Annotated in this window: 18 protein-coding genes; 6 read left to right on the forward strand and 12 right to left on the reverse strand. The window is 60.8% G+C overall.

What is annotated here, in order from left to right; translation table 11 throughout:
• Positions 1-33: 33 nt before the first annotated feature.
• The 3 genes from A9975_RS33180 to rpoD all read left to right on the forward strand — a co-directional run bounded on the left by A9975_RS33180 (position 34) and on the right by rpoD (position 4,013).
• Positions 34-369, forward strand: a complete 336-nt coding sequence (locus A9975_RS33180; RefSeq protein WP_183036418.1) for a helix-turn-helix transcriptional regulator — start codon at positions 34-36, stop codon at positions 367-369.
• Positions 359-1,684, forward strand: a complete 1,326-nt coding sequence (locus A9975_RS33185) for a type II toxin-antitoxin system HipA family toxin (RefSeq protein WP_183036419.1) — start codon at positions 359-361, stop codon at positions 1,682-1,684. The genes A9975_RS33180 and A9975_RS33185 overlap by 11 nt, the downstream gene beginning before the upstream one ends.
• Before the next feature lie 367 nt (positions 1,685-2,051).
• The gene (rpoD, locus tag A9975_RS33190) at positions 2,052-4,013 is read left to right on the forward strand and encodes an RNA polymerase sigma factor RpoD (RefSeq protein WP_150990202.1); all 1,962 of its coding nucleotides are present in this window, start codon (positions 2,052-2,054) and stop codon (positions 4,011-4,013) included.
• A 93-nt stretch (positions 4,014-4,106) separates the two neighbouring features.
• Here rpoD and A9975_RS33195 read toward each other — a convergent pair whose 3' ends face one another.
• A complete protein-coding gene (locus tag A9975_RS33195) occupies positions 4,107-4,691 on the reverse strand; it encodes a cold shock and DUF1294 domain-containing protein (protein ID WP_183036420.1) in 585 nt (194 codons plus the stop codon).
• A 223-nt stretch (positions 4,692-4,914) separates the two neighbouring features.
• On the opposite strand from A9975_RS33195, the gene A9975_RS33200 reads away from it, so the two are divergent.
• Positions 4,915-6,039, forward strand: a complete 1,125-nt coding sequence (locus tag A9975_RS33200; protein WP_183036421.1) for a Fic family protein — start codon at positions 4,915-4,917, stop codon at positions 6,037-6,039.
• A 169-nt stretch (positions 6,040-6,208) separates the two neighbouring features.
• Here A9975_RS33200 and A9975_RS33205 read toward each other — a convergent pair whose 3' ends face one another.
• The 8 genes from A9975_RS33205 to A9975_RS33240 form a co-directional block, all read right to left on the reverse strand.
• The gene (locus tag A9975_RS33205; RefSeq protein WP_183036422.1) at positions 6,209-6,835 is read right to left on the reverse strand and encodes a trimeric intracellular cation channel family protein; all 627 of its coding nucleotides are present in this window, start codon (positions 6,833-6,835) and stop codon (positions 6,209-6,211) included.
• The gene (locus A9975_RS33210) at positions 6,832-8,097 is read right to left on the reverse strand and encodes a M20 family metallopeptidase (RefSeq protein ID WP_183036423.1); all 1,266 of its coding nucleotides are present in this window, start codon (positions 8,095-8,097) and stop codon (positions 6,832-6,834) included. Before A9975_RS33210 ends, A9975_RS33205 begins: the two co-directional genes overlap by 4 nt.
• A gap of 75 nt (positions 8,098-8,172) precedes the next feature.
• Positions 8,173-9,690 (reverse strand): MFS transporter, encoded by a 1,518-nt coding sequence (locus A9975_RS33215; protein ID WP_183036424.1) that lies wholly within the window; start codon positions 9,688-9,690, stop codon positions 8,173-8,175.
• Between the two features lie 118 nt (positions 9,691-9,808).
• Entirely contained in the window at positions 9,809-11,449 is a 1,641-nt protein-coding gene (locus A9975_RS33220) for a GMC family oxidoreductase (RefSeq protein WP_183036425.1), read from the reverse strand.
• On the reverse strand, positions 11,442-11,978 hold the full coding sequence (locus A9975_RS33225; RefSeq protein ID WP_183036426.1) for a sugar dehydrogenase complex small subunit: 537 nt from the start codon (positions 11,976-11,978) through the stop codon (positions 11,442-11,444). Before A9975_RS33225 ends, A9975_RS33220 begins: the two co-directional genes overlap by 8 nt.
• Before the next feature lie 64 nt (positions 11,979-12,042).
• The gene (locus tag A9975_RS33230) at positions 12,043-13,221 is read right to left on the reverse strand and encodes a porin (protein WP_255504166.1); all 1,179 of its coding nucleotides are present in this window, start codon (positions 13,219-13,221) and stop codon (positions 12,043-12,045) included.
• A gap of 79 nt (positions 13,222-13,300) precedes the next feature.
• Positions 13,301-14,659, reverse strand: coding sequence for a cytochrome c (locus tag A9975_RS33235; RefSeq protein ID WP_255504168.1), 1,359 nt, complete (start codon positions 14,657-14,659; stop codon positions 13,301-13,303).
• Between the two features lie 507 nt (positions 14,660-15,166).
• The gene (locus tag A9975_RS33240; protein ID WP_183036428.1) at positions 15,167-15,862 is read right to left on the reverse strand and encodes a VIT family protein; all 696 of its coding nucleotides are present in this window, start codon (positions 15,860-15,862) and stop codon (positions 15,167-15,169) included.
• A 334-nt stretch (positions 15,863-16,196) separates the two neighbouring features.
• Here A9975_RS33240 and A9975_RS33245 point away from each other — a divergent pair, with 334 nt between their 5' ends.
• Positions 16,197-17,405 (forward strand): cytochrome C, encoded by a 1,209-nt coding sequence (locus A9975_RS33245; protein WP_183036471.1) that lies wholly within the window; start codon positions 16,197-16,199, stop codon positions 17,403-17,405.
• Between the two features lie 109 nt (positions 17,406-17,514).
• The gene (locus A9975_RS33250; RefSeq protein WP_255504179.1) at positions 17,515-18,078 is read left to right on the forward strand and encodes a cytochrome c; all 564 of its coding nucleotides are present in this window, start codon (positions 17,515-17,517) and stop codon (positions 18,076-18,078) included.
• 179 nt (positions 18,079-18,257) lie between these two features.
• Here the strand turns inward: A9975_RS33250 and A9975_RS33255 are convergent, their stop codons facing one another.
• The 3 genes from A9975_RS33255 to hpnI all read right to left on the reverse strand — a co-directional run bounded on the left by A9975_RS33255 (position 18,258) and on the right by hpnI (position 21,496).
• Entirely contained in the window at positions 18,258-19,049 is a 792-nt protein-coding gene (locus A9975_RS33255; protein WP_183036472.1) for a hypothetical protein, read from the reverse strand.
• Between the two features lie 107 nt (positions 19,050-19,156).
• A complete protein-coding gene (locus tag A9975_RS33260; RefSeq protein ID WP_183036430.1) occupies positions 19,157-20,143 on the reverse strand; it encodes a lysylphosphatidylglycerol synthase domain-containing protein in 987 nt (328 codons plus the stop codon).
• Positions 20,144-20,260: 117 nt separating this feature from the next.
• Complete coding sequence (hpnI, locus tag A9975_RS33265; RefSeq protein WP_183036431.1) at positions 20,261-21,496, reverse strand: bacteriohopanetetrol glucosamine biosynthesis glycosyltransferase HpnI; 1,236 nt, start codon at positions 21,494-21,496, stop codon at positions 20,261-20,263.
• Positions 21,497-21,566: the final 70 nt, after the last annotated feature.

Here is a 21,566-nt window from a genome sequence, read left to right on the forward strand (position 1 = left end):
GCATTTCAAGCTTTAATGTTTTATAGGTGGCATATGAATCTCGCCGAACTGGGGGAGGCCTTTAAGCACGCCAGGCTTCTTGCCAACAAAACCCAGCAGGAAGTCGCGGACTCCAGCGGGGTGCCGCGTGCGCGGATCAGCCGGTTCGAGACCGGCGGCTTGCCGGAGCTGGGCGCCGTGAAAATGCTGAACCTGTTTGAGGCCGTTGGGCTAGAGCTGCTCGCACGGCCTGCCGGCCACCGAAGGACCCTTGACGACGTGCTGGCAGAGTCCGAGGCAGGCAATGCCGCTGCGGGAGACCTCCGCCGGCGGGTCAGGCACGCCCATGCCAAGCCCCAGGCGGCCACGGGGAGGGCGGATGAGCGCTAAGGTACTGGACGTCTACGTGAATGCAACGCCAGTGGGCACGCTGGTCGAAGAGGCGCGCGCGAGCGTTTTCACCTACCTGCCAGACGTACAGGCGCACGACCTCGTCTCACTCCTGCTGCCAGCGCGGGCAGAGTCATATAAATGGGCTGCCGGATTGCTGCCTTTTTTTCAGATGAACCTGCCCGAGGGGTACAAAAAAGACCTGGTGCGCCGAAAACTTGGCGCCCATGCCGACGTGAGCGACCAAGGCCTGCTGGCACTGACCGGCGCGAACGGGATCGGCCGGGTCAGGGTGGTGCCCCGTGGCGTATCGGTGGACGCCCCCGCCTCCAACCTGGACATGGCGAGCCTGCTTGCCGCAACAGGCTCACGGGACAACCTGTTGCGGCAGCTGGAAGCCGGCATTACCGAAGGTGTCTCTGGCGTCATGCCGAAGATGCTTGCCAGGCCAGAGGACAAAGCCACGGTCTGGACCGACGAGTTCATCCTGAAAACCGGCCCGGCCGACTTGCACGGCCTGTCTGTCAATGAATTCCTGTGCCTGGAGGTCGCGCGGCATGCCGGGCTGGAGGTCCCCGAGACACAACTCTCGGAGGATGGGCAGGTGCTGGCCATCCGGCGTTTTGATCGGCTGGCCAACGGGGGCCGCCTGGCGGTCGAAGATTTCTGCGCACTCAAGGGGCTGGATCCCGTCAATAAGTACAAGGGCAGCCTTGAGGACCTGGCCAAACTGTCGTCGATTTACGTCAGTGCCCCGCATCGCAAGGACAGCGCAAGGCGGCTGTTTACGCTGTCGCTCGTGAACTATGCGCTGCGCAATGCAGACGCGCACTTGAAAAACTTCGCGGTGGTCTATACCTCCGTAGAGGACGTGCGGCTGGCGCCGGTTTACGACATTGTCACGGTGACGGCCTACCCCGAGTACCAGGCAGATATTCCGGGGCTGCCATTGGCCGGCAAGCGGACCTGGGCATCCGGGCAGTGGTTGACCCAATACGGCGGTGCCCGCTTGTCGCTGTCCCGGACCGACATGGCGGCGTGCGTGGCGCAGGTGACCGAGGCGGTTCGAAAGGTGCTGCCGATGGTGGCCGAGTGCGCTGGCCGCTACCCGGAATTCCGGGAAATCGCCAAGCGGATGCTGGCGGCATGGGCGCAAGGGCTGGAGGACATCAAGCCGGATGCACGGCCGGGGAAGTCGGCGCCCGCTCCATTAAGAGAGGAAGCCGGCCTTTCCGGGCCCGGTAGCCTGGCTGGCAAGAAAAAAACAAATCTGTATGTAAATCCTGACGGTGCTTTTGGTCACAAGGCCCGATGAGGTCATATGGAATCTTTGCGTCACATATTGCGGGTGATTCGCCCATTTTGTGCGTAAAAATTGGGCTATTGCCTAGCATGGAGTGACATGGCAACGCAAATTTAAGAGGGGCCGAAGGGCCTCGGCGATGCGGTAAAAAACTTTTAGCACGTGCTGCGTCGCACCAACGAATGTAGAATATCGCCCTTTGGCCTAAACGAGTGCGGACCACCATACTGGAAGAACCCGGTAGTGGTGGCGTCAGCCATGCATCGCTCGACAGGTATCCATCCTGTGACGGCTTTGACAGCCAAAGGTGCGTTGGGTGTACCCTCGTATGGGGCAACAGCAACAGTTAAGAAGTAATTCAGCAAGGGAGCAGCAGTTAATGGCGAGTGGCGCACAACGGACGGTGGCAGAAACAAAGACAGCATTGACCGGCAAAAAGCCTGTCGGCAGGGGTGCGGCGTCCACGACTCAAGCTGATCCCGCAACCGAAGCAACGGAACGCAGCCAGCAGCTGCGCGCGCTGATCCAGCTGGGCAGGGAGCGAGGCTACCTGACGCACGCGGACATCAGCGACCATTTGCAGGGCAATTTCACGGACACCGCGGCGATGGAAAGCATCGTCAGCACGTTCGCCGAAATGGGCGTGACGATCTACGAGCAGACGCCGGATGCCGAAGCGCTGCTGCTGCGCGACAGCGCGGTCGCCGCATCTGACGACCAGGCCGATGAAGAGGCGGAAGTCGCGCTCTCGACGGTCGACTCGGAATTCGGCCGCACCACCGATCCGGTGCGGATGTACATGCGGGAAATGAGTTCGGCAACGCTGCTGACCCGCAAGCAGGAAGTCGAGATCGCCAAGCGCATCGAGGACGGCCTGAACCGCATGGTGCACGCCATCGCTGCCTGCCCGTCCACCATTGCGACGATTCTTGAACTGTCGGAGCGGGTCGCCCGCGACGAAACGCGTATCGATGAGCTCGTTGACGGCCTGATCGAAGGGGAAGGCGAAGTCGCCGAAGCCGAGGATGACACCAGCCGCGACGAAGTCGTCGCCGAGGATGAGAGTGCCTCGGACGAGCCCGTCGACGAAGGTGCGGCCGCGCAAGCCAACGAAACCGCCAGCCTGGCCAAGCTGCGTGACGATTGCCTGACCCGCTTCGCTCGCGTCGCCAATCATTTCGAAGCCATGCGCAAGGCCTACACCGCGCACGGCGTGGAGTCCGAAGGCTTCCTCGTGGCACAGCTCGCGGTTCGGGAGGAACTCAAGTCGATCCGCTTTACCGCAAAGACCATCGAGCGCCTGTGCGCCGATGTGCAGACGGTGGTGGAAGAAGTGCGCGTGGTCGAGCGCCAGATCCTGCAACTGATGGTCGAGCGTTGCGGCATGCCCCGTGAGGAGTTCATCGAACGCTTTCCGGGCAACGAGACCAATCTCGCCTGGGGCCGTGCGATTGCCGGCGAGTCGCGTTCGTACAGCGACTCCGTTTCCCGCAGCTTGCCGGACCTCGAAGCGCATCAGCAAAAGCTGATCGACATCCACGCACGCGTGGTGCTGCCGCTGTCTGAACTGAAGCTGGTGAATCGCCAGATGCTGGCAGCCGAGCGGCAGATGCGCCAAGCCAAGCACGAGATGACGCAGGCCAACCTGCGCCTGGTGATCTCGATCGCCAAGAAGTACGTGAACCGCGGCATGCAGTTCCTGGACCTGATTCAGGAAGGCAACATTGGCTTGATGAAGGCGGTCGACAAGTTCGAGTACCGTCGCGGCTGGAAATTCTCCACCTATGCAACCTGGTGGGTTCGCCAGGCCGTGACGCGCGCGATTGCCGACCAGGCCCGGACCATCCGGGTGCCGGTGCACATGATCGAGACGATCAACAAGCTCAACCGGATCTCGCGCGAAATCATGCAGCGCACTGGCAAGGCTGCGGATCCCGCCGCCCTGGCCGAGCGCATGGAGATGCCCGAAGAGAAGGTCCGCTCGATCATGAAGATCGCGAAGGAACCGGTTTCGATGGAAACGCCGGTTGGCGAAGACGGCGACACGAGCCTGGGCGACATGATTGCCGACTCCGACACCGCATCTCCCGCCGAAGCCGCGTTGCATGCTAGCCTGCGCGCCACCGTGCGCGAAATGCTCGACGACCTGACGCCGCGCGAGGCCAAGGTGCTGCGCATGCGTTTTGGCATCGACATGTCGACCGACTACACGCTGGAAGAAGTCGGCAAGCAGTTCGATGTGACGCGCGAACGGATTCGCCAGATCGAAAGCAAGGCGATGAAGAAAATGCGCCATCCCAGCCGCGCGGACCATCTGAAGGCCTTCCTGAAGGAAGGCTAAGCAGGGTTGCGGCCCTGGCTCGCAGGCGCGCCAGGCGAGGGCAAGACGAAGGGGGTTACGGCAAAGTTAAAAGCCGTAACCCCCTTTGTTGTTTCAGCCGGGCAAATACGTCTTCCACATGACGAGGGCGCCAAGGTTCAAGGCAACGGTGCCACAGAAAACCAGCTGGAACGCTTGCTTCCGATTCTTGTGGCGCAGCAGGTGCTGCGCGGCAAGCGCGCCCGGCCAGCCGCCGCACAGTGCAAGGAAGTGCAGCCTGGCCTCGGGTGTGCGCCAGGCATCGCGTTTGGCGCTGTTCTTGTCGAACGCGTAGGCAAGGAACGCAACGGCACTCATCACAAGGCTGACAAGGCCGGCATATCGTGGCAGGTATCCGCCAAGGGCGCCGCCCGCAATGGCCATCAGCGCCGTTGCCGCCAGGAAGGCAGGCAACAGGTTCGGCCGGCTCACCTGGCTTCGCCCCTTCGGCGCGCCCAGTATCGAGACGCAGGTGGCTCGCATGCGGCCGTCCTTGTCCTTGCCCAGTTCAAACGTCACGCGGTCGCCGGCCTTGGGCTGGATGGCTCGTTGCTGCAACTCGGTGATGTGAAAGAATATGTCTTTCACATCGGCATGGGTGTCGATGAAACCGTAGCCCTTGTCGGCATGCCAGGATTTGATGCGGCCCGCTTTTTTCATTTTTTTGCTTTGTTATCTGCGATGCGCATTCTAGCTGCCCCGTGACGTGCATGGCCATCGATCCTGCTTTGCCCAGTCCAGCTGGTGGCGCTCCGGCCTGTATCGTGCCAGCGCTAGTCTCCCCGCCAGCTTTGCCTCTCTGCGGTAAATATCAGGGATTATTCACCGCACCAGGTGCGGTGAATAATTTGCGTTTGCGGAGAAGGCAGATCATAATCTCCGCATGGAAAGCGGGGATTACACATACATCTGGCAGGCTAGTGACTGGCCACGCTGGCACTACGATCTGGCTGCCCTGGCAGGGCAGATGGCCGAGGTTAGCCGCGCCCAAGGGCTGCTGATGGGGCGCCTGACTGATGTCGGCATGGCTCTGCGCGATCAGGCGAGGCTAGCGGCCCTCACCGAAGACGTGGTCAAGACCAGCGAGATCGAGGGCGAACAGCTCAGCGTCGCATCCGTGCGCTCGTCCATCGCCCGCCGCCTGGGCGTGAATATCGGCGCACTGGGCCCGGTCGATCGTCACGTCGAAGGCGTGGTTGAAATGGTGCTCGACGCGACCGCCAATTGTCAGGCACCGGTCACCCGGGAGCGATTGTTCGGCTGGCATGCCGCGTTGTTTCCCACCGGCTACTCCGGCCTTGCCCGGATCAAGGTCGGGGGCTGGCGTGACGACACCGGCGGGCCGATGCAGGTGGTGTCCGGCCCCATCGGCCGACAACGTGTGCATTTCGAAGCGCCGCCAGCCAATCGCCTGGAAGCCGAAACAAGCCGATTCCTCGACTGGGCCAACGGTGCATCGAACGATCCACCTCTGCTCAAGGCAGGTCTCGGCCATTTGTGGCTCGTCACATTGCATCCGTTTGACGACGGCAACGGCCGTATCGCCCGTGCGATCGGCGACCTGCTGCTGGCGCGCGCCGATGGCAGCCCACAGCGTTTCTACAGCCTGTCGGCGCAGATCCAGCGGGAGCGCAAGGCCTACTACGATATCCTGGAGCGGACCCAGAAGCGGTCGATGGATGTCACCGAGTGGCTGGCCTGGTTCCTTGATACGCTGCATCGCGCCCTCGATCAGGCGCAGCACACCCTTGATGCCGTGCTGATCAAGACGCGCTTCTGGCAGCGCTGGGCGCCCACGGCATTGAACGAGCGGCAAGTGAAACTGCTCAACCGACTGCTCGATGGCTTCGAAGGCAAGCTCACCAGCTCGAAGTGGGCGGCGATCGCCAAATGCTCGCCAGACACCGCGCTGCGCGACATCACTGATCTGCTCGCACGTGGCGTCTTGCGGAAATCGGATGCAGGCGGGCGCAGCACCAGCTATGAGTTGAACGATCTATCCGAGTAGGCCCGCGTGCGGGAAATGACATGGCTCATGGGTGGAGCAGCACCTTCATGGACTCTTGCCAACACTATCGGGAGGAGACAAAGAGGGGCTTCGTTCACCTCAAGGGAGTGGCCAAAGAACGGGGAGGGCAAATGCCATGGTCTAATCACAGGCAGGCCCCAGGCTGCTGCTACGCCGCATCCGTCTTTTGGACAACAGGTAGGCTCCAGGAATAGCGCAGGGCAAGCAGGCGGATTGCGAAGCAGATCGACGCCGCAAACCAAGGCGTGACTGCTACCTTCCATTCCATGAATTGTCCAAGCACTTGTATGGCTGCGCCAACCAGTGCGGCGAGCGCATAGATTTCCTTTTGCAGGATGATCGGTACGCGATTGAGCACCACATCCCTCACCACGCCTCCGCCGACAGCAGTCACCATGCCGAGCACGATGGCAACCTCGATGTTGTGGCCAAGCAGCAGCGCCTTGTGTGCGCCAACGACCGCGAAGAAGCCCAGTCCAAGCGAGTCGAAAAAAACGACAGGATGCTTGAGGTGGTCAACGAGTGGACGCGCCCAGATAGCCATTGCCGAGGCAAACACCGAGGTCGCGAGATACCGCCAATCTGAAATGCCCACCGGCGGCAGCGAGCCTAGGCAGAGATCCCGAACGATTCCTCCGCCGCAGGCCGTCATATAGCTGATCGCGACGACACCGAATAGATCGAGGCGCTTCTGTTCAGCGGCAAGAGCACCGCTGACTGCAAAAGCGAAGGTACCGAACAGGTCGACCAAGACAAAGAGACTGTGCTCCATCATGCCGCTTGCTGATTGCAAAGCCAGGCAGACGCCGCCGTCAGCATTGCCTGCAGCCCCGTTTCGAGCGTCGGGTGGATGACTGGTGCGAACTTGGGCGAATGATTGCTCGGTATCTTATTGATTTGCTTTTCCTTCTTGGCCTGTGCATACACACTGGGGTCGGTACCGCCGACGAACCAGAAAACATATGGCACATTCCACGTACGCCCGAAGATGCTGAAGTCCTCGCTTGCCGACGCCGGAGAAGTCTCGAAGGCCTTGTCGCCAAACTGTGCTTTGAAGGCTGCCGCGATCTTCTGGGTCGAGGCATCGTCGTTTTCGGTTAGCGGGTAACTGCTGAGCGTGGTGAACTCGGGCGCCCGCTCGGCATTGGAGGCATCGCACTCGGCGCAGCAAATGCGTTTGACGGACGACAGCATGTACTCGCGCACATCTTCGTCGAAGGTGCGCATATTGAGCTTGATCGTGGCATCGTCCGGAATGATGTTTTCCTTGGTGCCGGCCTGCAGCGAGCCAATGGTCAACACTGCATTGTCCAGCGGCGAGATTTCACGCGAAACGATGGTTTGCAGGCGCAATGTGGTGGCGGCAGCCATGATCACCGGATCGATGGCGGTCTGCGGTTGTGAGCCATGTGACCCGCGACCGAATAGCTTGATCTTCAAGCTGTCACCGGCTGACAGGATGACACCTGGGCGGTAGCAGACTGTTCCACTCAGTCCTACCATTACGTGCTGCCCCAAGATAATGTCTGGCTTGGGGAAGCGCCCCTCCCCCCAATCCTGAACCATGCTCGCTGCACCCCGGCCCACTTCCTCGCCGGGCTGGAACACGAGCATGACAGTGCCTTTCCAGGCGTCGCGATGCTCTGCAAAAATGCGCGACGCCCCCATCAGCCAGGTCACGTGCAGGTCGTGTCCACAGGAGTGCGCGACGCCTACCTCCACACCGTCCTCATCTTTTGCCTTGACGGTACTGGCATAGGGCAAGCCGGTATTCTCCGCCATGGGTAGTGCATCCATGTCGGCACGCAACATCACGGTAGGGCCTTCGCCATTGCGCAACACGCCAACGACGCCTGTGACGCCCACCGCGCGCGTCACCTCGTAGCCCAACGTTTCGATGTAATCGGCCGCGAGCTTGGCGGTGCGAACCTCCTGCATCGACAGTTCCGGGTGCTGGTGGATATCCTTGTAGATCGTTTCGAGTTCGCCCAGCAGTTTCGCGCTACAGATAGTCAGGGCTTGGCTGAGCGGATTCATGGCGACCTCCAGATCGTGAATATGTAGGATACCTCATGCCATCGCGCTAGCGACTAGCAGGTGCGTGTGATCACTTCATCGCAGCGCATGCTGGACAACGGCTATTGCGGCAATGACAACGCAGGTGAATGCGAGCAGCGCAAACAGATTGCTGGTGGAAACTAGCGTCGCCTGCTGGTCGATCAGTTGCGACAACCGTGCAAGCTCGGTCTGGTCGATCCCCTGTGGGAAGTCAAACGGCGTCACCTTGGCAATCAGTTGCGTGCGGGCCAGGACCTCGCCAAATTGCAGCCAGAGGCTTGCAAGTCCTGTTCCTCCTGCTGAGGCGATCTGTCGCACGATGTTCTTGAACTGGTAGCCATGGGCGAAATCGTCCACGTTAAAGTCCGCCCACGTCAGGCCTGCTACTAGCATCAGGATGAACGGGACCGTCAGGCTTTGCATTGCGAGCGCGGGCAGAAGCACTGCAATGGATGCGCCAGGCATCATGCGCTGAGAGAGCAGCCAGGCGGAACCCGCGAACAACAGATAGCCAATCGCAATATAGCGCCTTGTCCCGACCAGTAGCGTGCTGCCGAAAGTGAAGGCCATGGCTGCGGCAAAGCCGATCAGGCCAGTTGTTGTCAGTACCGTGCCGGTGGTCTGGAATGTGAAACCTAGCCCGCCCTGTAGCATTGTGGACACCACATAGGTCCACAGCCCGTTCAGGAAGTAATAAATCGCGTAAAACGTCAGCCCGACCAGAAAGCGGCGACCTAGCAGCAGCTTGGGGTCAAGCCAGGGGTCGGGATGCCCGTGCAAGTGAGCGAAGGCGGCTGCGAAGAAGATCAGGCCGACAATCGGGGTCAGGACAACCGAGGGCGAACTGGTCAGTTCATAGAAGCGCAGGTCGCCCAGTCCGTGCAGCAAAACTAGCGCACCGGCGCCGAGCAGGACGACCGTCACCCAGTCCATGTCCTGGACATCGACCTCCCATGGCGCACGTGTGGCGGTAAGCCGCTTCGGATAGGTCGCCAGCACAAAGATCAGCGTCAGCAACGAGATCCCCCCCTGCAGAACAAAGACCATCTGCCAGTCCGCACTTTCTACGAGTTTTGCCGTAATCCATGGAGCCAGGGCGACCAGGCCCATGGAGCCAATACTGAAGCCGATAAAGAGCGGGCGCCGCTCCTCGCGCGCCGCAGCGATCTGAATGATGATGCGCGAGGCGGCAAACAGGCCCCCCGCCCCGAACCCCTGGACGGCACGCGCAAGGCTCAATTCCAGCGAATTTCGAGAGAGTGCGCACAACACCGCGCCGAAGCCGGCTATTGCCAGGCCCGCAAGCGTGAAACCGCGATAACTAATGTCGCGGGCCAGGCGGCGCAGCATCAGATTGGCGACTACCGCAGCCGCGGCATAGGAAGTCATGCTCCAGAGAAAATCCTCTGGCGAGGCATGTACCCCACCGCGAATGTGGGTGCCCGCGACCCCCATCATCGCCGACGCCCAAAAGTCGACGCCGGTCGCGCAGCCGAGCGCCAGTCCGATCAGATAGACACGCACCGAGGAGAGCTCCGGATGCATGCTCAGCAGCGGCTTGCTACGCGTCATGGCGGTGGGAGAATCAGCGTGAGTGATTTTTGAATCAATTCAGAGAAGAAGCGCGCGTTGGTGCCGAACTGGTACGCCATGACCAGGGCGCGGCTCACTGCCGTGTGCAACAGTCACTTCACCCAGAGGGCTTTGATTGATCTCCATTTGGTGTTGGCCGGCCTGCCTGTTCCGACAGAATGTGTTGGGCTGTCCGCAAGGCCACGGCGAGGCCGTTCTCCGTCGAGTTACAGGTACCTGCGGTCGGTAACACCCCGGTGCTCGCGAGGAACAGGTTCTCATGGTCGTACGTGCGCCCCCATTGGTCGCAGACGAACTTTGCGGGGTCGTTACCCATGCTCAGCGTGCCGCAGATGTGCTGGTTATTGGCGAAATCACCGTCTTTGCTTTGGCGCAGATTTGTGCCCCCCATCAGTTCGGCAACCCGCTTGAAATCATCTTTCGAACGTTCGGCTCCTCGGCGTGTGTAGTCGTCGATGGAATAGTGAGCCTGTGGTTTCGGGATACCCATGGCATCTTTCTGGTCGCTCAGGGTAATCCGGTTTTCCGGGTGCGGAAGCACTTCCAGGACGTTCTTCAGGCTCATCTCCCGTGCCGCGCTGTAACGCAAGCGCTGTTCGAATTCCGCGCCATAGACTCCCGCACTGATCAATGCTCTCGTGGTGCCATCGACGCGGGAGATATTCGTGAAGTCCAGCCGGTATGGGGCGTGCTCGGAACGGAAGGCGCCATCGCGCAGGGTGTTGATGGAGGTGGGGCTCTGTGGTCCCCGTCCCAGCCACAGGTCTTCATCGGCGTCGAATGTGAGCGAGGTGCTCGGGTGATCCATCAGGTTCCTGCCGACCATGTCGCTGCTGTTCGCCAGGCCCTTGGGGAACTTGTCGCTCGCCGAGAGCAGTAACAGCCTTGGGCTTTCGATCCCGTTGGCCGCGACGACAAAGATCTTGCCGGTGACACGATGAGATCGCTTGTCCGGATCATAGTAGAGGGCTGCGGTGATTCGCCCTTTGTCGTCGTGCTCCAGCTTGTAGACGTTTGCACTTGTCAGGATGGTGACGCCAGCAGCCTCCGCCGAGGCTGCGGCGACGCCGCCATTGTATTGCGCGTCGATCGGGCAGATCGGCTGGCAACTGTTATTGCCGCAACACGGCGGTCTGCCGTCGTAGGTTCGGCTGTTGCGTGCTGTGGTGTTGCTGACTACTGCATAGGCGGGGGCGAGCCGCTCCCGAATCCGGCGCATGGCCCATGCTTCCGCTACTGGCTCCATCGGAAACGGTTTGGAGCGTGGCGAGCCGGTATTGGGCGCTCCCGAGACGCCCATGATTTCCTCTGCTTCCTGGTAGAACGGCTCGAGCTCTTCATAGGTGATAGGCCAGTCGACTCCGACGCCATACAAGCTCTGTATCCGGAAGTCGTTCGGTACGTTGCGCCAGGCTTGTGCCGCCCAGTGCCAGGTGCTGCCACCGTAGATCCGCACGTATTCGGCGGGATATGGGTAGGGTCCGGCTTGTATCAGATGCCCATTGTCCTTAGGCTGGTAGATCGGGTGCGGTGCCCATGGGGCGGGCGGATAGGGCGACAGCCAGTCGCTCCTGCGCGTGGAGTTCCGAAATCGTGCAACGATTTCGGCGCGAGTGATACGCGGCCCCGCCTCCAGGATCAGCACGGAGGCGCCACTCTTGACCAGCTTTCGCGCGGTCAGAGAACCGATGATTCCCGATCCAATGACGACAAAATCAGCAGATGACTGGTCAGCCATTCTTCGCTCCTGCGTTCGGCTTCGCTGCCCAGCTGCCATAGACGCCATAACAGTAGGTCGGGGGTTTCAAGACATCCGAGACGATGACGGCATTGAGTGCGTTTTCATAGGCGATAGTCCGCACGTTGTCGCCACTGCCAACCATGCCCATGAACCACGCCGTCGCAATCTTGCGCGGTAAGGTGGCCAGCGGCGACTGCTCACTGTCGAGCACCTGCTGTAATTGAAGTGGGTCGATCTTGCGCTCGTCGATGAGGGCCAGCAACTGGCGTGCCTCCGCGGGGAATTTGGCATCGTCGTCGGTCAGCGCCTGATACAGGCGCTTTGCCAGTGCGCCGTCAAGTGTCTGTCGCCCCGCAATGATGGCGGAGAGCGCGAGAAACGCACCCTGATCGCCATTGGCTACGGGCTGGGCCAGCGCCCAGGGAATCAGCGAAGCTGTATAGGTGGAGAGCAAGCCGGCCAGCAACGCCCGGCGCGCGCAATTTGGCTCAGCGTCCTTGGTCGATATTTGTTCGCGAGATTCCATAGCGATACCCGTCCAGGAAAGAAATGCCTTCGCCTCCAGCGGAAGCGATTGACGCCCGGTCTGCTCAAAAATTATGCACGATGCCAAACATGCCAACAAACTGATTGCTGCCAGAAGCCGGCGTACTATTTTGCGAATCGCCCACGGTCGCCGTCGCGTTGACGATTTGCGCACCGCCGGCGGCACCGAGCGTCTGCCCGCTTGCGTGCTGGTAGGCCTGCAGCGCGTATAGCGCAGTGCGCTTCGAGAAGTGATAGGACTCCTTGAGCGACACCTGGTGATAGCGGGCGCTATCGGAAATGCCGTTTGAGGTACTGGCGCGCGTGAAGCTATAGCCGACGGCGGCGTCGAACTGCGGGGCGATATCGAAGTGGGCGATGGCGCCGTAAGTGTTGAATACAGCGGTGTCGGTAAATAGCGAACTATTGCCTGGCTTGAACCGCACGTTCGTGTAATTAAGTCCAAGGAGCGCCAGCCCCAGCTTGTACGTAGCCGCCGCGCCAACGTGCTGGACATCATGCGCGGACACAAAGCCGGTAGTGACCGATGAGGAACCATAGCTGCCACTCGCATTGGGATCGAGCGCCCGCACGTTTCCGGTATTGTACAAACGCAGATAGGCTGCGCCGATGGTAAACGGTCCATTTGCGTATTTGATGCCCGAACTGAAGGAACTGCCGCGCTGCAAGGTTCCAGGTATCTCCCCAAAGGCGTATTGCACGGCTGCGCTAAAGCCGGAAAGCAGCGGGGTGACGTACTGGACAGAATTGTTGAGGCGGACCGTGGTATCCAGGGCGTCGAGATCGCCAGGGTGTGCGCCCGTCGCGCCGGTCAGATACCCAACGGGCCCGATCCCGCCGAGTATTTGGTAATAGGCTGAGTACTGGCGACCCAATGTCAGCGTCCCGGCACGTGTGTCCTGCAGGCCGACAAAGGCCTGCCGGTTAAATATCAGGCCGGAACTGGATTCCTTGCCCGAGTCGATATCAAAACCCTCCTGCAGATCGAAGATGGCTGAGGTTGTCCCGCCGAGGGGTTCGCTACCGCGCAGGCCGAAACGCGAAGCCGAGACATTGCCGCTTCGGGTATAGAAATTGGAGTGGCCTTGCTGATTGTTCGCATAGACAAGCGCATCGTCCACGATGCCGTACAGCGTGACGCTGCTTTGCGCGCTGGCCGACGCGCCAGCAAGCCAGAACAACGGGATAGCTGTGGCCTTGAGAAAATGGGATGGCTTCATCATCTCTCCAGGTGGCTGCGCAAACACGCCAGTTTCAGGTCGACGGTTCGTCCCACTGCCGACATGCCGGCCCTGCATCCGCTTAGGTTGACCTTCTGCGCTTGCGTCGGACGACGAAAAATACCAGGCCAATGACGACAACCAGACCTACCGCCATGCCGGCACGGGCGAGGGCTACAAGATTCGACGGCGCTCCGCCCTGCCGCAGCGATTTGACTTCATCGGCCGTGACGATCACCTTGGGATTACCGTAGCGTTGCGTCAGGTAGGACGCCAGCGTCGCGATTTGCTGGTCGGTGAGTGAATGGGCAAATCCGGGCATACGCAGTTCAGGCGGATCGACCTGGCGTTGAACGCCGTCCAGTATCACCATGACCAGGTTGTTAGCCTTGGACCTGCCAAGCGCCGCATTGTGAAACAAAGAGGGCAACCCTCCGTCAAAACTGCCCTCCGCGTGTGCCTGGTGGCAAGTCGCGCAATGGGCGTCATAGAGTTGGGGGCCGCTCATCCGGTTCAGGTCAGTGGGCAACGCAACCCCGCGAATACTGATCAGATCGTCCGCCTTGGCACCCCATGCAGAGGCTGCACGGGTATCCGCGACATCGTGAATCGGGGGCACGCTCTTCAGATAGATCGCGATAGCATGCAGGTCGGCGTCGTTCAGATGTCTCAGGCTGTGATCAATGGCTTCGGCCATTGGCCCGGCGGCCTGTGATTTATTCACGGCATCACCGGTGCGCAGATAGCCGGCAATCTCCTGCTCGTTCCAACTCCCGATGCCACTGATCGCATCCGAAGTGATATTCGGCGCATACCATGTCCCCACATCCCCTCCACCGAACTCACGAGCGCTATCTTCGGCCATCATGACATTACGTGGGGTATGGCAGGCGCTGCAGTGCGCCAGCCCGCGGCTCAGGTAGGCGCCGCGGTTCCACTCAGCGCTCTTGCTCGGGTCGGTGCGGAATGGCTTGTCGCTGAGGAATAGCAGATTCCAGGCCGCCATCGACGTACGGATATTGAAGGGGAAGGGCAGGGCAGTGGCATTGGGCGCGGCATCTACAGGCGCTACGCCATGCATGAAATAGGCATAGAGCGCTGCCGCATCTTCATCGGTCACCAGCGCATAGGACGTGTATGGCATGGCCGGATACAGACGTTGCCCGTCTGCACGCACGCCCTTGCGCAACGCGTCGGTAAACTGTGCAAGCGTATAGTTGCCGATGCCGTGGGTTTTCGACGGAGTGATATTCGTCGAAACAATGGCACCCAGGGGCGTTGGAAGTGACAGCCCACCTGCATAAGGCTTCCCGGTTGGCGCACTGTGGCAGGCCACACAGTCGCCTGCCGTTGCCAGGTATTGGCCTCTTTTGACCTGATCGGCATCGACGGTGTCCTGTGCCTCGCTTTGCGACGCATAGAAACCTGAGAGCGAAGCCATCACGTAACTCAGGGCAAGGATAAAGCGAGGCATCCATCGGGTTGAGTGCACGCTGATCGATCTCGCTTCCAAGCGAAGAGTGTAAGCTCCTCAATTCGATTGAGCCTAGTGTAAAGAACGAAACTGTGCAACGTAGATTCCTCATTGCGGCGTCCGGTGTGTGATCAGTAGTAAGCATCAAGTGATGCGGACGCACGGCGGACGGGCAGCGGACGCGCGCCACGCGGTTGAGCACTCCCGCACGGACAGCCCTTTGGTTGCCTGGGAACTGAAGTGGCGAGCCCGGAGGCGATCGCAGGTAAGCGTCTCGAGTCGGTACGTGCGGTGATTGACGCGCGAGGCCCGATGGTAGCCGCTTTGAGTACGCGTTCGTCGACCCACATCGTCACGTCACCTCTGGCGATCAAGGCCGCTGCCCGATCCACCGCTGCGCAGTCGGCTTGCGCTACCTTGAGCGGGAACATTTCAAGCGGCGCCTCGGGCTGCGCGCCGTCACGCTACGGCGTCTCAGCCTATGTTGCCAAACAACAGGCCGATGCCTGATGACACGGCCATGGCCAAGGCACTCCAGAAGACCACGCGGATAACACCCGGGCCGACTTTCGCACCGCCGGTCTTTGCGGCCAGACCGCCCAGCGCAGCCAGCGATATCAACGCCGAGATGACTATGCACGGGATCACCCCCGATTCGGGGGCAAGCGCGGCGACGGTAGCCGGCAGGGCTGCGCCCACCGAAAAACTGCAGGCGGAAGCCAGCGCGGCTTGCAAAGGCCGGGCAGAGGTCGCAGTCGAAAGACCCAGCTCATCGCGTGCATGCGTGCCAAGCGCGTCGTGCGCCATCAGCTTTTCGGCAACCTGCCTGGCAAGCGAAAGATCCAGGCCACGATGCATATAAATGGCGGTCAGTTCTTGCTGCTCGCGTGGAAAATCGGCGTCGAGTTCAGCCTGCTCCTCGGACAGGGCCGCCGCTTCGGTATCCGCCTGAGATGAAACTGATACGTATTCCCCTGTTGCCATCGACATGGCCCCTGCGACCAGACCCGCTACGGCCGTGAGCACGATATTTTCGTGAGCGGTGTGTGCCGATGCGACGCCGATAACGAGGCTTGCGGTCGATACGATGCCGTCATTGGCGCCGAGCACCGCGGCACGCAACCACCCAATGGCCTCCACACGATGCTGTTCCTTATGTCGCCTGGGCATATTTCCTCATCTGGAGGGTTGGCAGAAGCGCCTGGACGGCGGCAAAGGGGATCGTCGAAGTCGCGGCTGGCCGCCCCATCCGCTCAACTTGACGCAGCGCAAGCTTTTGCGTCGAAATCCCTGTTCAAAGGCTACTTGATTTTCTAGGCTTGGAAAAAATGCCAGCCTAAGAGCGGAATCCGAGGCGCAGGCGGGGGACATGATGAGAGCTTACACAAGGTACGCCGTAGCGGCGCTGTTGACGCTTGCCTGCGTGGTCGCTCTGCAGCCGAAGGAGGCGGAGGCGGTTCCCGCCTTTGCCCGCCAGACAGGCATGGCCTGCATGGCCTGCCATGTGAATTTTCCCGAACTGACTCCGTTCGGCCGCTTCTTCAAGTTGACTGGCTACACCTTGACGAACAACACCACCATTCCGGTCTCGGCAATGGTGCAGGTATCAAAAACACATACCCGGACCCTTGACCGGGCCAACTACGATTTTCTCCGTGATGGCGACACTACGCTGCAGCAGGCGAGCATCTTTTATGCAGGCCGCATCGTTGACCACGTGGGCGCCTTTACGCAGTGGACCTACGATGGCATCGCCCACCATGCCGGGCTCGACAACACCGATATCCGTGCCGCATGGCATCTGACAGATAACGATGTCGACTTCATCTATGGCATGACCGTCAACAATAACCCGACGGTCTCCGACGTGTGGAACAGCACGCCAGCCTTCGGCTATCCCTACGCGTCGAGCAGTGTTTCGCTCACGCCAATGGCGAGCACGCTCATCGATGGCGGGTTGGATCAACAAGTGGCGGGCGCGTCCGCGTACCTCTTCTGGCAGCGCAGCCTCTATATCGAATTTGGCCTCTATCGGACAGCTGACCAGGCATTCTCGGTATTCCGGACCGGACAAGATAGCAACACACCCGGGGGCGTGGCACGCCTGAGTGGCGCGAACCCATATTGGCGCGTTGCGTACAACCGGGAGTGGGGCGCGCACTCCATCATGGCGGGCACCTTTGGCCTGATAGCCAGCCGGTATCCGGACAATACCTTGCCCGGAACGCCCACGGACCGCTTCAGCGACTATGCGCTGGACGCGCAGTACCAGTACCTCACGCTACCGCATGCCTTTACTGCCCAGGCAGCCTGGATCTACGAGAAACAGGACTGGCGCGCGAGCTTTCCCAGCGGCGGCATAGGCGCTGGCCCCACACCGGCGAACCCGACCGACCACCTCACGACCTTCAAGGCCAAGGCATCCTATATCTACCAGCGCAAGTATGGTGGCACACTGGCCTATTTCTCGACCACCGGAAACGCGGACACGGGCTTGTACGCTCCGGCGCCGGTCACAGGCAGCGCCAATGGATATCCCGACACGCGCGGGCTGATCTTCGAGCTCAACTATCTGCCTCACCCGCAAGTCAAGTTTGCGGTGCAGTACACGTGGTTCCTTAAATTCAATGGTGCACGCTCCAACTACGACGGTAACGGCAGGAATGCCGGCGATAACAACACGCTATATCTGCTCGGCTGGTTTATGTTCTGAACGAGCCACCGGCAACATCTGCCGCTGGAGATTTTCGGGGCCTGGTACGACTATGAAAATGACGCAGACCATCCGTGTACTGTTGATCGCGCAGCTGACCTTCACCGGCATGAGCATGACGATCATCCAGGCTTATGGCGAGGATGGCGCCAAGCTCGCTGCCCAGCTATGCGCAACATGCCATGGCATTCACGGGCGAAGCGAGTCGCCAATGTTCCCCCGGCTCGACGCTCAGACACCTGAATACCTGGAGGCGCAGCTCAAAGGTTTCCGGGAGCATGCGCGTGGCGAAACGGAGGCGCGTTCATTCATGTGGGGCATCGCGTCACAACTTGACGACGCAACCATACGATCGCTGGCCGAATACTATGCAGGTCAAACCGCGGCACCCGGTGCGGCCGGAGACACGGCACTGATGTCCAAGGGGCAGACCATTTTCGAGCATGGCGCTGCCGATGACGGGGTGCCAGCCTGCGCGTCCTGTCATGGCGCGCAGGGACAGGGGGCTGCGCAATTCCCGCGACTTGCCGGGCAGCATAAATCCTATCTATTACGTCAGATCGAGGCTTTCAGGGACAAGTCGCGCGGCAATGCACCGGTCATGAGTGCGGTCGCGCACAATCTGAATAACGATCAAGCCAACGCCGTTGCCACCTATCTGCAATCCAAGTGAGTCCGATTCCGATTCCGATTCAGTCATATTTTGTTTGTGATTGTTGGGTAGGCAAAGGAATCGGACCCGACGTTCGTAGGTCGATGACCGATTTGCGCGCGAAGGCGCCCAGGCTCATGAGCCTCCCGGCGCTAATCCCGGTACTTATCCCGGCGATGTCTCTTCTCAGGGCTGGCGGGTCAGGAGAACGGTATCTCGAAGATCCATTTCAGTGTCCAGCGGTCAGCTGCCTGGGATAGCCCGCGGCCTATGCCGAAATTGAAGACCAGGGGGCCGCGACTCACATCGAAAGCAAGATAGATGGTCTGTGCCTGCCCAGGCCCCGTGGCTGGATGATTGACGCGGCCCAGATCCATGTAGTACTCGGCCCCCGCGCGCAATCCTGGCAATACTGTTCGGGCCACCTTGAAGCTAGGGGTTGCGCTGGGGACAGCGCTTTTGTCCGGGCCGGCAAGATCCCATCCCAGCACGGGGTTAAAGGCAAAGAGCCAATTACTGTCCTGATAACCGATGATTGGCCGCAGCTCCAGGGTCTTGGTCGCGCTCTCGAATTTCTGTCCAACGCGCGCGAGTTCAACGTTGGCGCCAGCGAAGTATCCAGCGCCATCGACAGTGCGGATCGGCATCCACTTCACACGAAGCTTGGGGCCGGTCACGTAGTAGGTGTTGTCTCGCGACAGCATGGTGGGGATGTAAAACCCAAGCTCCCAGGCAGGCGCGAGGCCATAGGAGAACTCGGCGGTCGCGCGCCAGCCGTGCGGCGTGGTGACTTCGCCGGGATAGGATGGCTGCGAATGGCCGCTTGGCGTGGTGTTGAGATGCAGTTCGAGTCCGAACTCTCCCGGCGCGTTGATATCGCCGGTGTACACCTGGATTTCATCCGGTAGCACCGCCGAGGCCGGTGCGCTCAGGAAACCGAGCAACGCGGAGCACAAGCAAAGGGCGGCGCACGAGTGGGACTTGGAGCGCATTCCGGGCAGCCCCGTTGGTAGCTTGCGGTCACACTGCCGGGATTTCAGGCGCGCGCGGCGCGTCTTTTTCATGAGTTGCTGCATATTCCGTATTGCTGCAGATCGAGTCAGGAGCGAAGCCGGCCGATGCGGCTGCGCGATTCCGAGATTTGCCAGGCAAGCAGCCCGGGCAGGTAAATCATCAAGTCCCGGATGCGACGGGCACCGGCCAGCGCAATGCAGGTCGTGGGCTCAAGACCCAGCGCGGTCCCGATCAGGACAAAGCCACCTTCCTGAACCCCCAGTGCCGCAGGCACGAAAAAAGCCGCGCTGCTGAGTGCCTGAACCAGGGCTTCGAGCACCAGGGCATCCATCATGCTCACCGGCTCCCCAAGGAAATATAGTGCTAGCCACAGCTCCAGCGCAGTCGCCATGTACTGCAGCGGCTGCCAGAAGAACAGGTAGCGAATGACGACGGCGCGGCGGCGCCAGACAAGCTTGATCGATTGATCGATCCTGGCCGACTGGCCAGTCAGCGCGGCAAGTTTGCCGCTGGTCAACCGGCTCAGAGCACGACTGGCCCGTTCGAATGGACTGGCGTGCTGCACCAGTACGAACAACACCAGCAGCGGCATCAGCACGACTACACCCCAGGCGAGATTGCCGGCGAGATGGAGTGCCTTCGAGTCTGAATGTGCCGAGAGCAGGAAGCCGATCCCCACCATCGTGAAAATCAGTTGGCTGATCAAGGTCAGTTGCATATCGACGATCAGGCTGGCCGATGCCGTCGACGCGCGCAGTCCCCAGTGCCGCATCAGCCGGAACGAGACGATCTCGCCCCCTACGCGGGCGACAGGCAGCAAGCCGTTCACCGACTCCCGGATCCAGACCAGCCGCAGCATCGCGCCAAGTCCGGGCCGTTTCGTTTCTGGAATCAGTGTCTGCCAGTCGCACGCGTTGAACAGCATGGGAAGCCAATGCGCAAGCCCGGCGATAACAAGTCCGCCGCCCGCGGCGCGCATCAAGGAGAGCACCTGGCCGGGGTCTTCGTGCCAGACGAGCCAGAGCGCAGCCACCAGGCCGACAAAGGCCGTTATGGAACCGAGATACTTCATGATGCGAGTGCCGCTCCGAGGATGAATCGCGTCAATGACGACAGGAGGAGCGAAATCGGATGCCGCCGCCTGGCGGGACGCACCTGTTCGTCCCGGACAAGGCACCGGCATCGAGAATCAGTCCTTCTTGACCGGGTGCAGCAGGCCATTGCCACTGACCTCGAAACTGAATCCACGCCACACCACGCGCCTGGAGAAAAAGCTGGCAACAAAGATGCAGAATGATAGAAAGTCCCAGATCGGTAGCAGCCAGGCGTCGCGGTATGGCTGGCACGTGGCATGGTCGATTTGCCATTTGAGCAGCAGCCTTGCCAATACCGCCGTCAGTACCAGCGCCAATGACCAGGCCGCGCCGCCGGATGCGAACGTGGCGAGCGCGGAAAAGATCAGAGGATAGGTCAGCACGGAACCCAGATGTCCAATCGGGTCGATGGTCCGAATCGTTCGGCTCCAGCGCAGTTCGTGCGCCAGAAGCTCGGTTGCGTCGGCTTCGACACAGGCATGCGTGACGAAAAATGGCGGGATGGCGACTTTCTCGCCTGCCTCCCGCACGGCCTTGCCGATGGCGTGATCTTCGGCCAGGTGATGCGCGAATTGCAAGAAACCACCGATCCTCTCCACGGTCGCCCGGCGCGTTGCGATGGTCTGGCCAAAGCAGGGGCGCGCGAGCCCGAGCGCGAGGCCGGTCACCACAGCGGGAACAAACTGATAGTTGGTGGCCATTGCCGATAGCCGGGGCCAGAGGCCAGGGGAAGGCCGCCCCCGGTAGAGACAGGTCACGAGCCCAACGTCCGGTTTTTGCAGTTCGCCGACGACATGGCGAAGGTAGCCAGGTTCGACGCCAACATCGCTATCTGCGAACACCAGCACGTCGTGCTGCACCTGCGGCAGCATATTGAGGATGTTGCTCATCTTGCGGTTGGCGCCGGACAAGCGGGAATCGCTTACCACCGTGATCTGGGCTTCAGGGTGCACAAGCCGAAGCTGATTCAGTATTTCCAGCGCGGGATCGCCTGAGTCCTGCACGCCGAACAGGAACTGCACGGGGCCCGGGTAGTCCTGTCTGCAGAAGCTCGACAGGTTATCGAGCAGCATCCGCTCTTGGCCACGGAGCGGCTTGATGATGGTAACCGGCGGGAAGCTATCGGGCTCTGCTGGTGCGCGAGCGAAGAACCGCCGGATGAGGACACCTGCCGACACCATATAGACAATGCCGAAGACCGCGGCGGCGGCGCAGAACAGCGAGAGTCCCACATGGATGACGTGGACGACGTGCGGCACGTTTCCGGGCGATGCCAGCACGACAAGCGGCAACAAGGCGAACGGCGTGGCGAGTAGTGCAGCACGTTTCATGTTTGACCTTTGTGGCGACGTATGTACCGAAGCCCGTGACGGCCCTGATGCCCTAAGCGCCGCCTCAATC

Origin of the sequence: Cupriavidus sp. UME77, assembly GCF_014170355.1 — a bacterium.
Taxonomy (GTDB): Bacteria; Pseudomonadota; Gammaproteobacteria; order Burkholderiales; family Burkholderiaceae; genus Cupriavidus; species Cupriavidus basilensis.

Coding starts and splice junctions, on each gene's coding strand:
- A9975_RS33225 (WP_183036426.1), bottom strand. CDS start 11,978: ATGGAATCTCGCGAACAAATATCGACCAAGGACGCTGAGCCAAATTGC.
- A9975_RS33195 (WP_183036420.1), bottom strand. CDS start 4,691: ATGAAAAAAGCGGGCCGCATCAAATCCTGGCATGCCGACAAGGGCTAC.
- A9975_RS33205 (WP_183036422.1), bottom strand. CDS start 6,835: ATGATGGAGCACAGTCTCTTTGTCTTGGTCGACCTGTTCGGTACCTTC.
- A9975_RS33230 (WP_255504166.1), bottom strand. CDS start 13,221: ATGATGAAGCCATCCCATTTTCTCAAGGCCACAGCTATCCCGTTGTTC.
- A9975_RS33200 (WP_183036421.1), top strand. CDS start 4,915: ATGGAAAGCGGGGATTACACATACATCTGGCAGGCTAGTGACTGGCCA.
- A9975_RS33220 (WP_183036425.1), bottom strand. CDS start 11,449: ATGGCTGACCAGTCATCTGCTGATTTTGTCGTCATTGGATCGGGAATC.
- A9975_RS33185 (WP_183036419.1), top strand. CDS start 359: ATGAGCGCTAAGGTACTGGACGTCTACGTGAATGCAACGCCAGTGGGC.
- A9975_RS33255 (WP_183036472.1), bottom strand. CDS start 19,049: ATGCGCTCCAAGTCCCACTCGTGCGCCGCCCTTTGCTTGTGCTCCGCG.
- A9975_RS33215 (WP_183036424.1), bottom strand. CDS start 9,690: ATGACGCGTAGCAAGCCGCTGCTGAGCATGCATCCGGAGCTCTCCTCG.
- hpnI (WP_183036431.1), bottom strand. CDS start 21,496: ATGAAACGTGCTGCACTACTCGCCACGCCGTTCGCCTTGTTGCCGCTT.
- A9975_RS33235 (WP_255504168.1), bottom strand. CDS start 14,659: ATGGCTTCGCTCTCAGGTTTCTATGCGTCGCAAAGCGAGGCACAGGAC.
- A9975_RS33210 (WP_183036423.1), bottom strand. CDS start 8,097: ATGAATCCGCTCAGCCAAGCCCTGACTATCTGTAGCGCGAAACTGCTG.
- A9975_RS33240 (WP_183036428.1), bottom strand. CDS start 15,862: ATGCCCAGGCGACATAAGGAACAGCATCGTGTGGAGGCCATTGGGTGG.
- A9975_RS33260 (WP_183036430.1), bottom strand. CDS start 20,143: ATGAAGTATCTCGGTTCCATAACGGCCTTTGTCGGCCTGGTGGCTGCG.
- rpoD (WP_150990202.1), top strand. CDS start 2,052: ATGGCGAGTGGCGCACAACGGACGGTGGCAGAAACAAAGACAGCATTG.
- A9975_RS33250 (WP_255504179.1), top strand. CDS start 17,515: ATGAGCATGACGATCATCCAGGCTTATGGCGAGGATGGCGCCAAGCTC.
- A9975_RS33180 (WP_183036418.1), top strand. CDS start 34: ATGAATCTCGCCGAACTGGGGGAGGCCTTTAAGCACGCCAGGCTTCTT.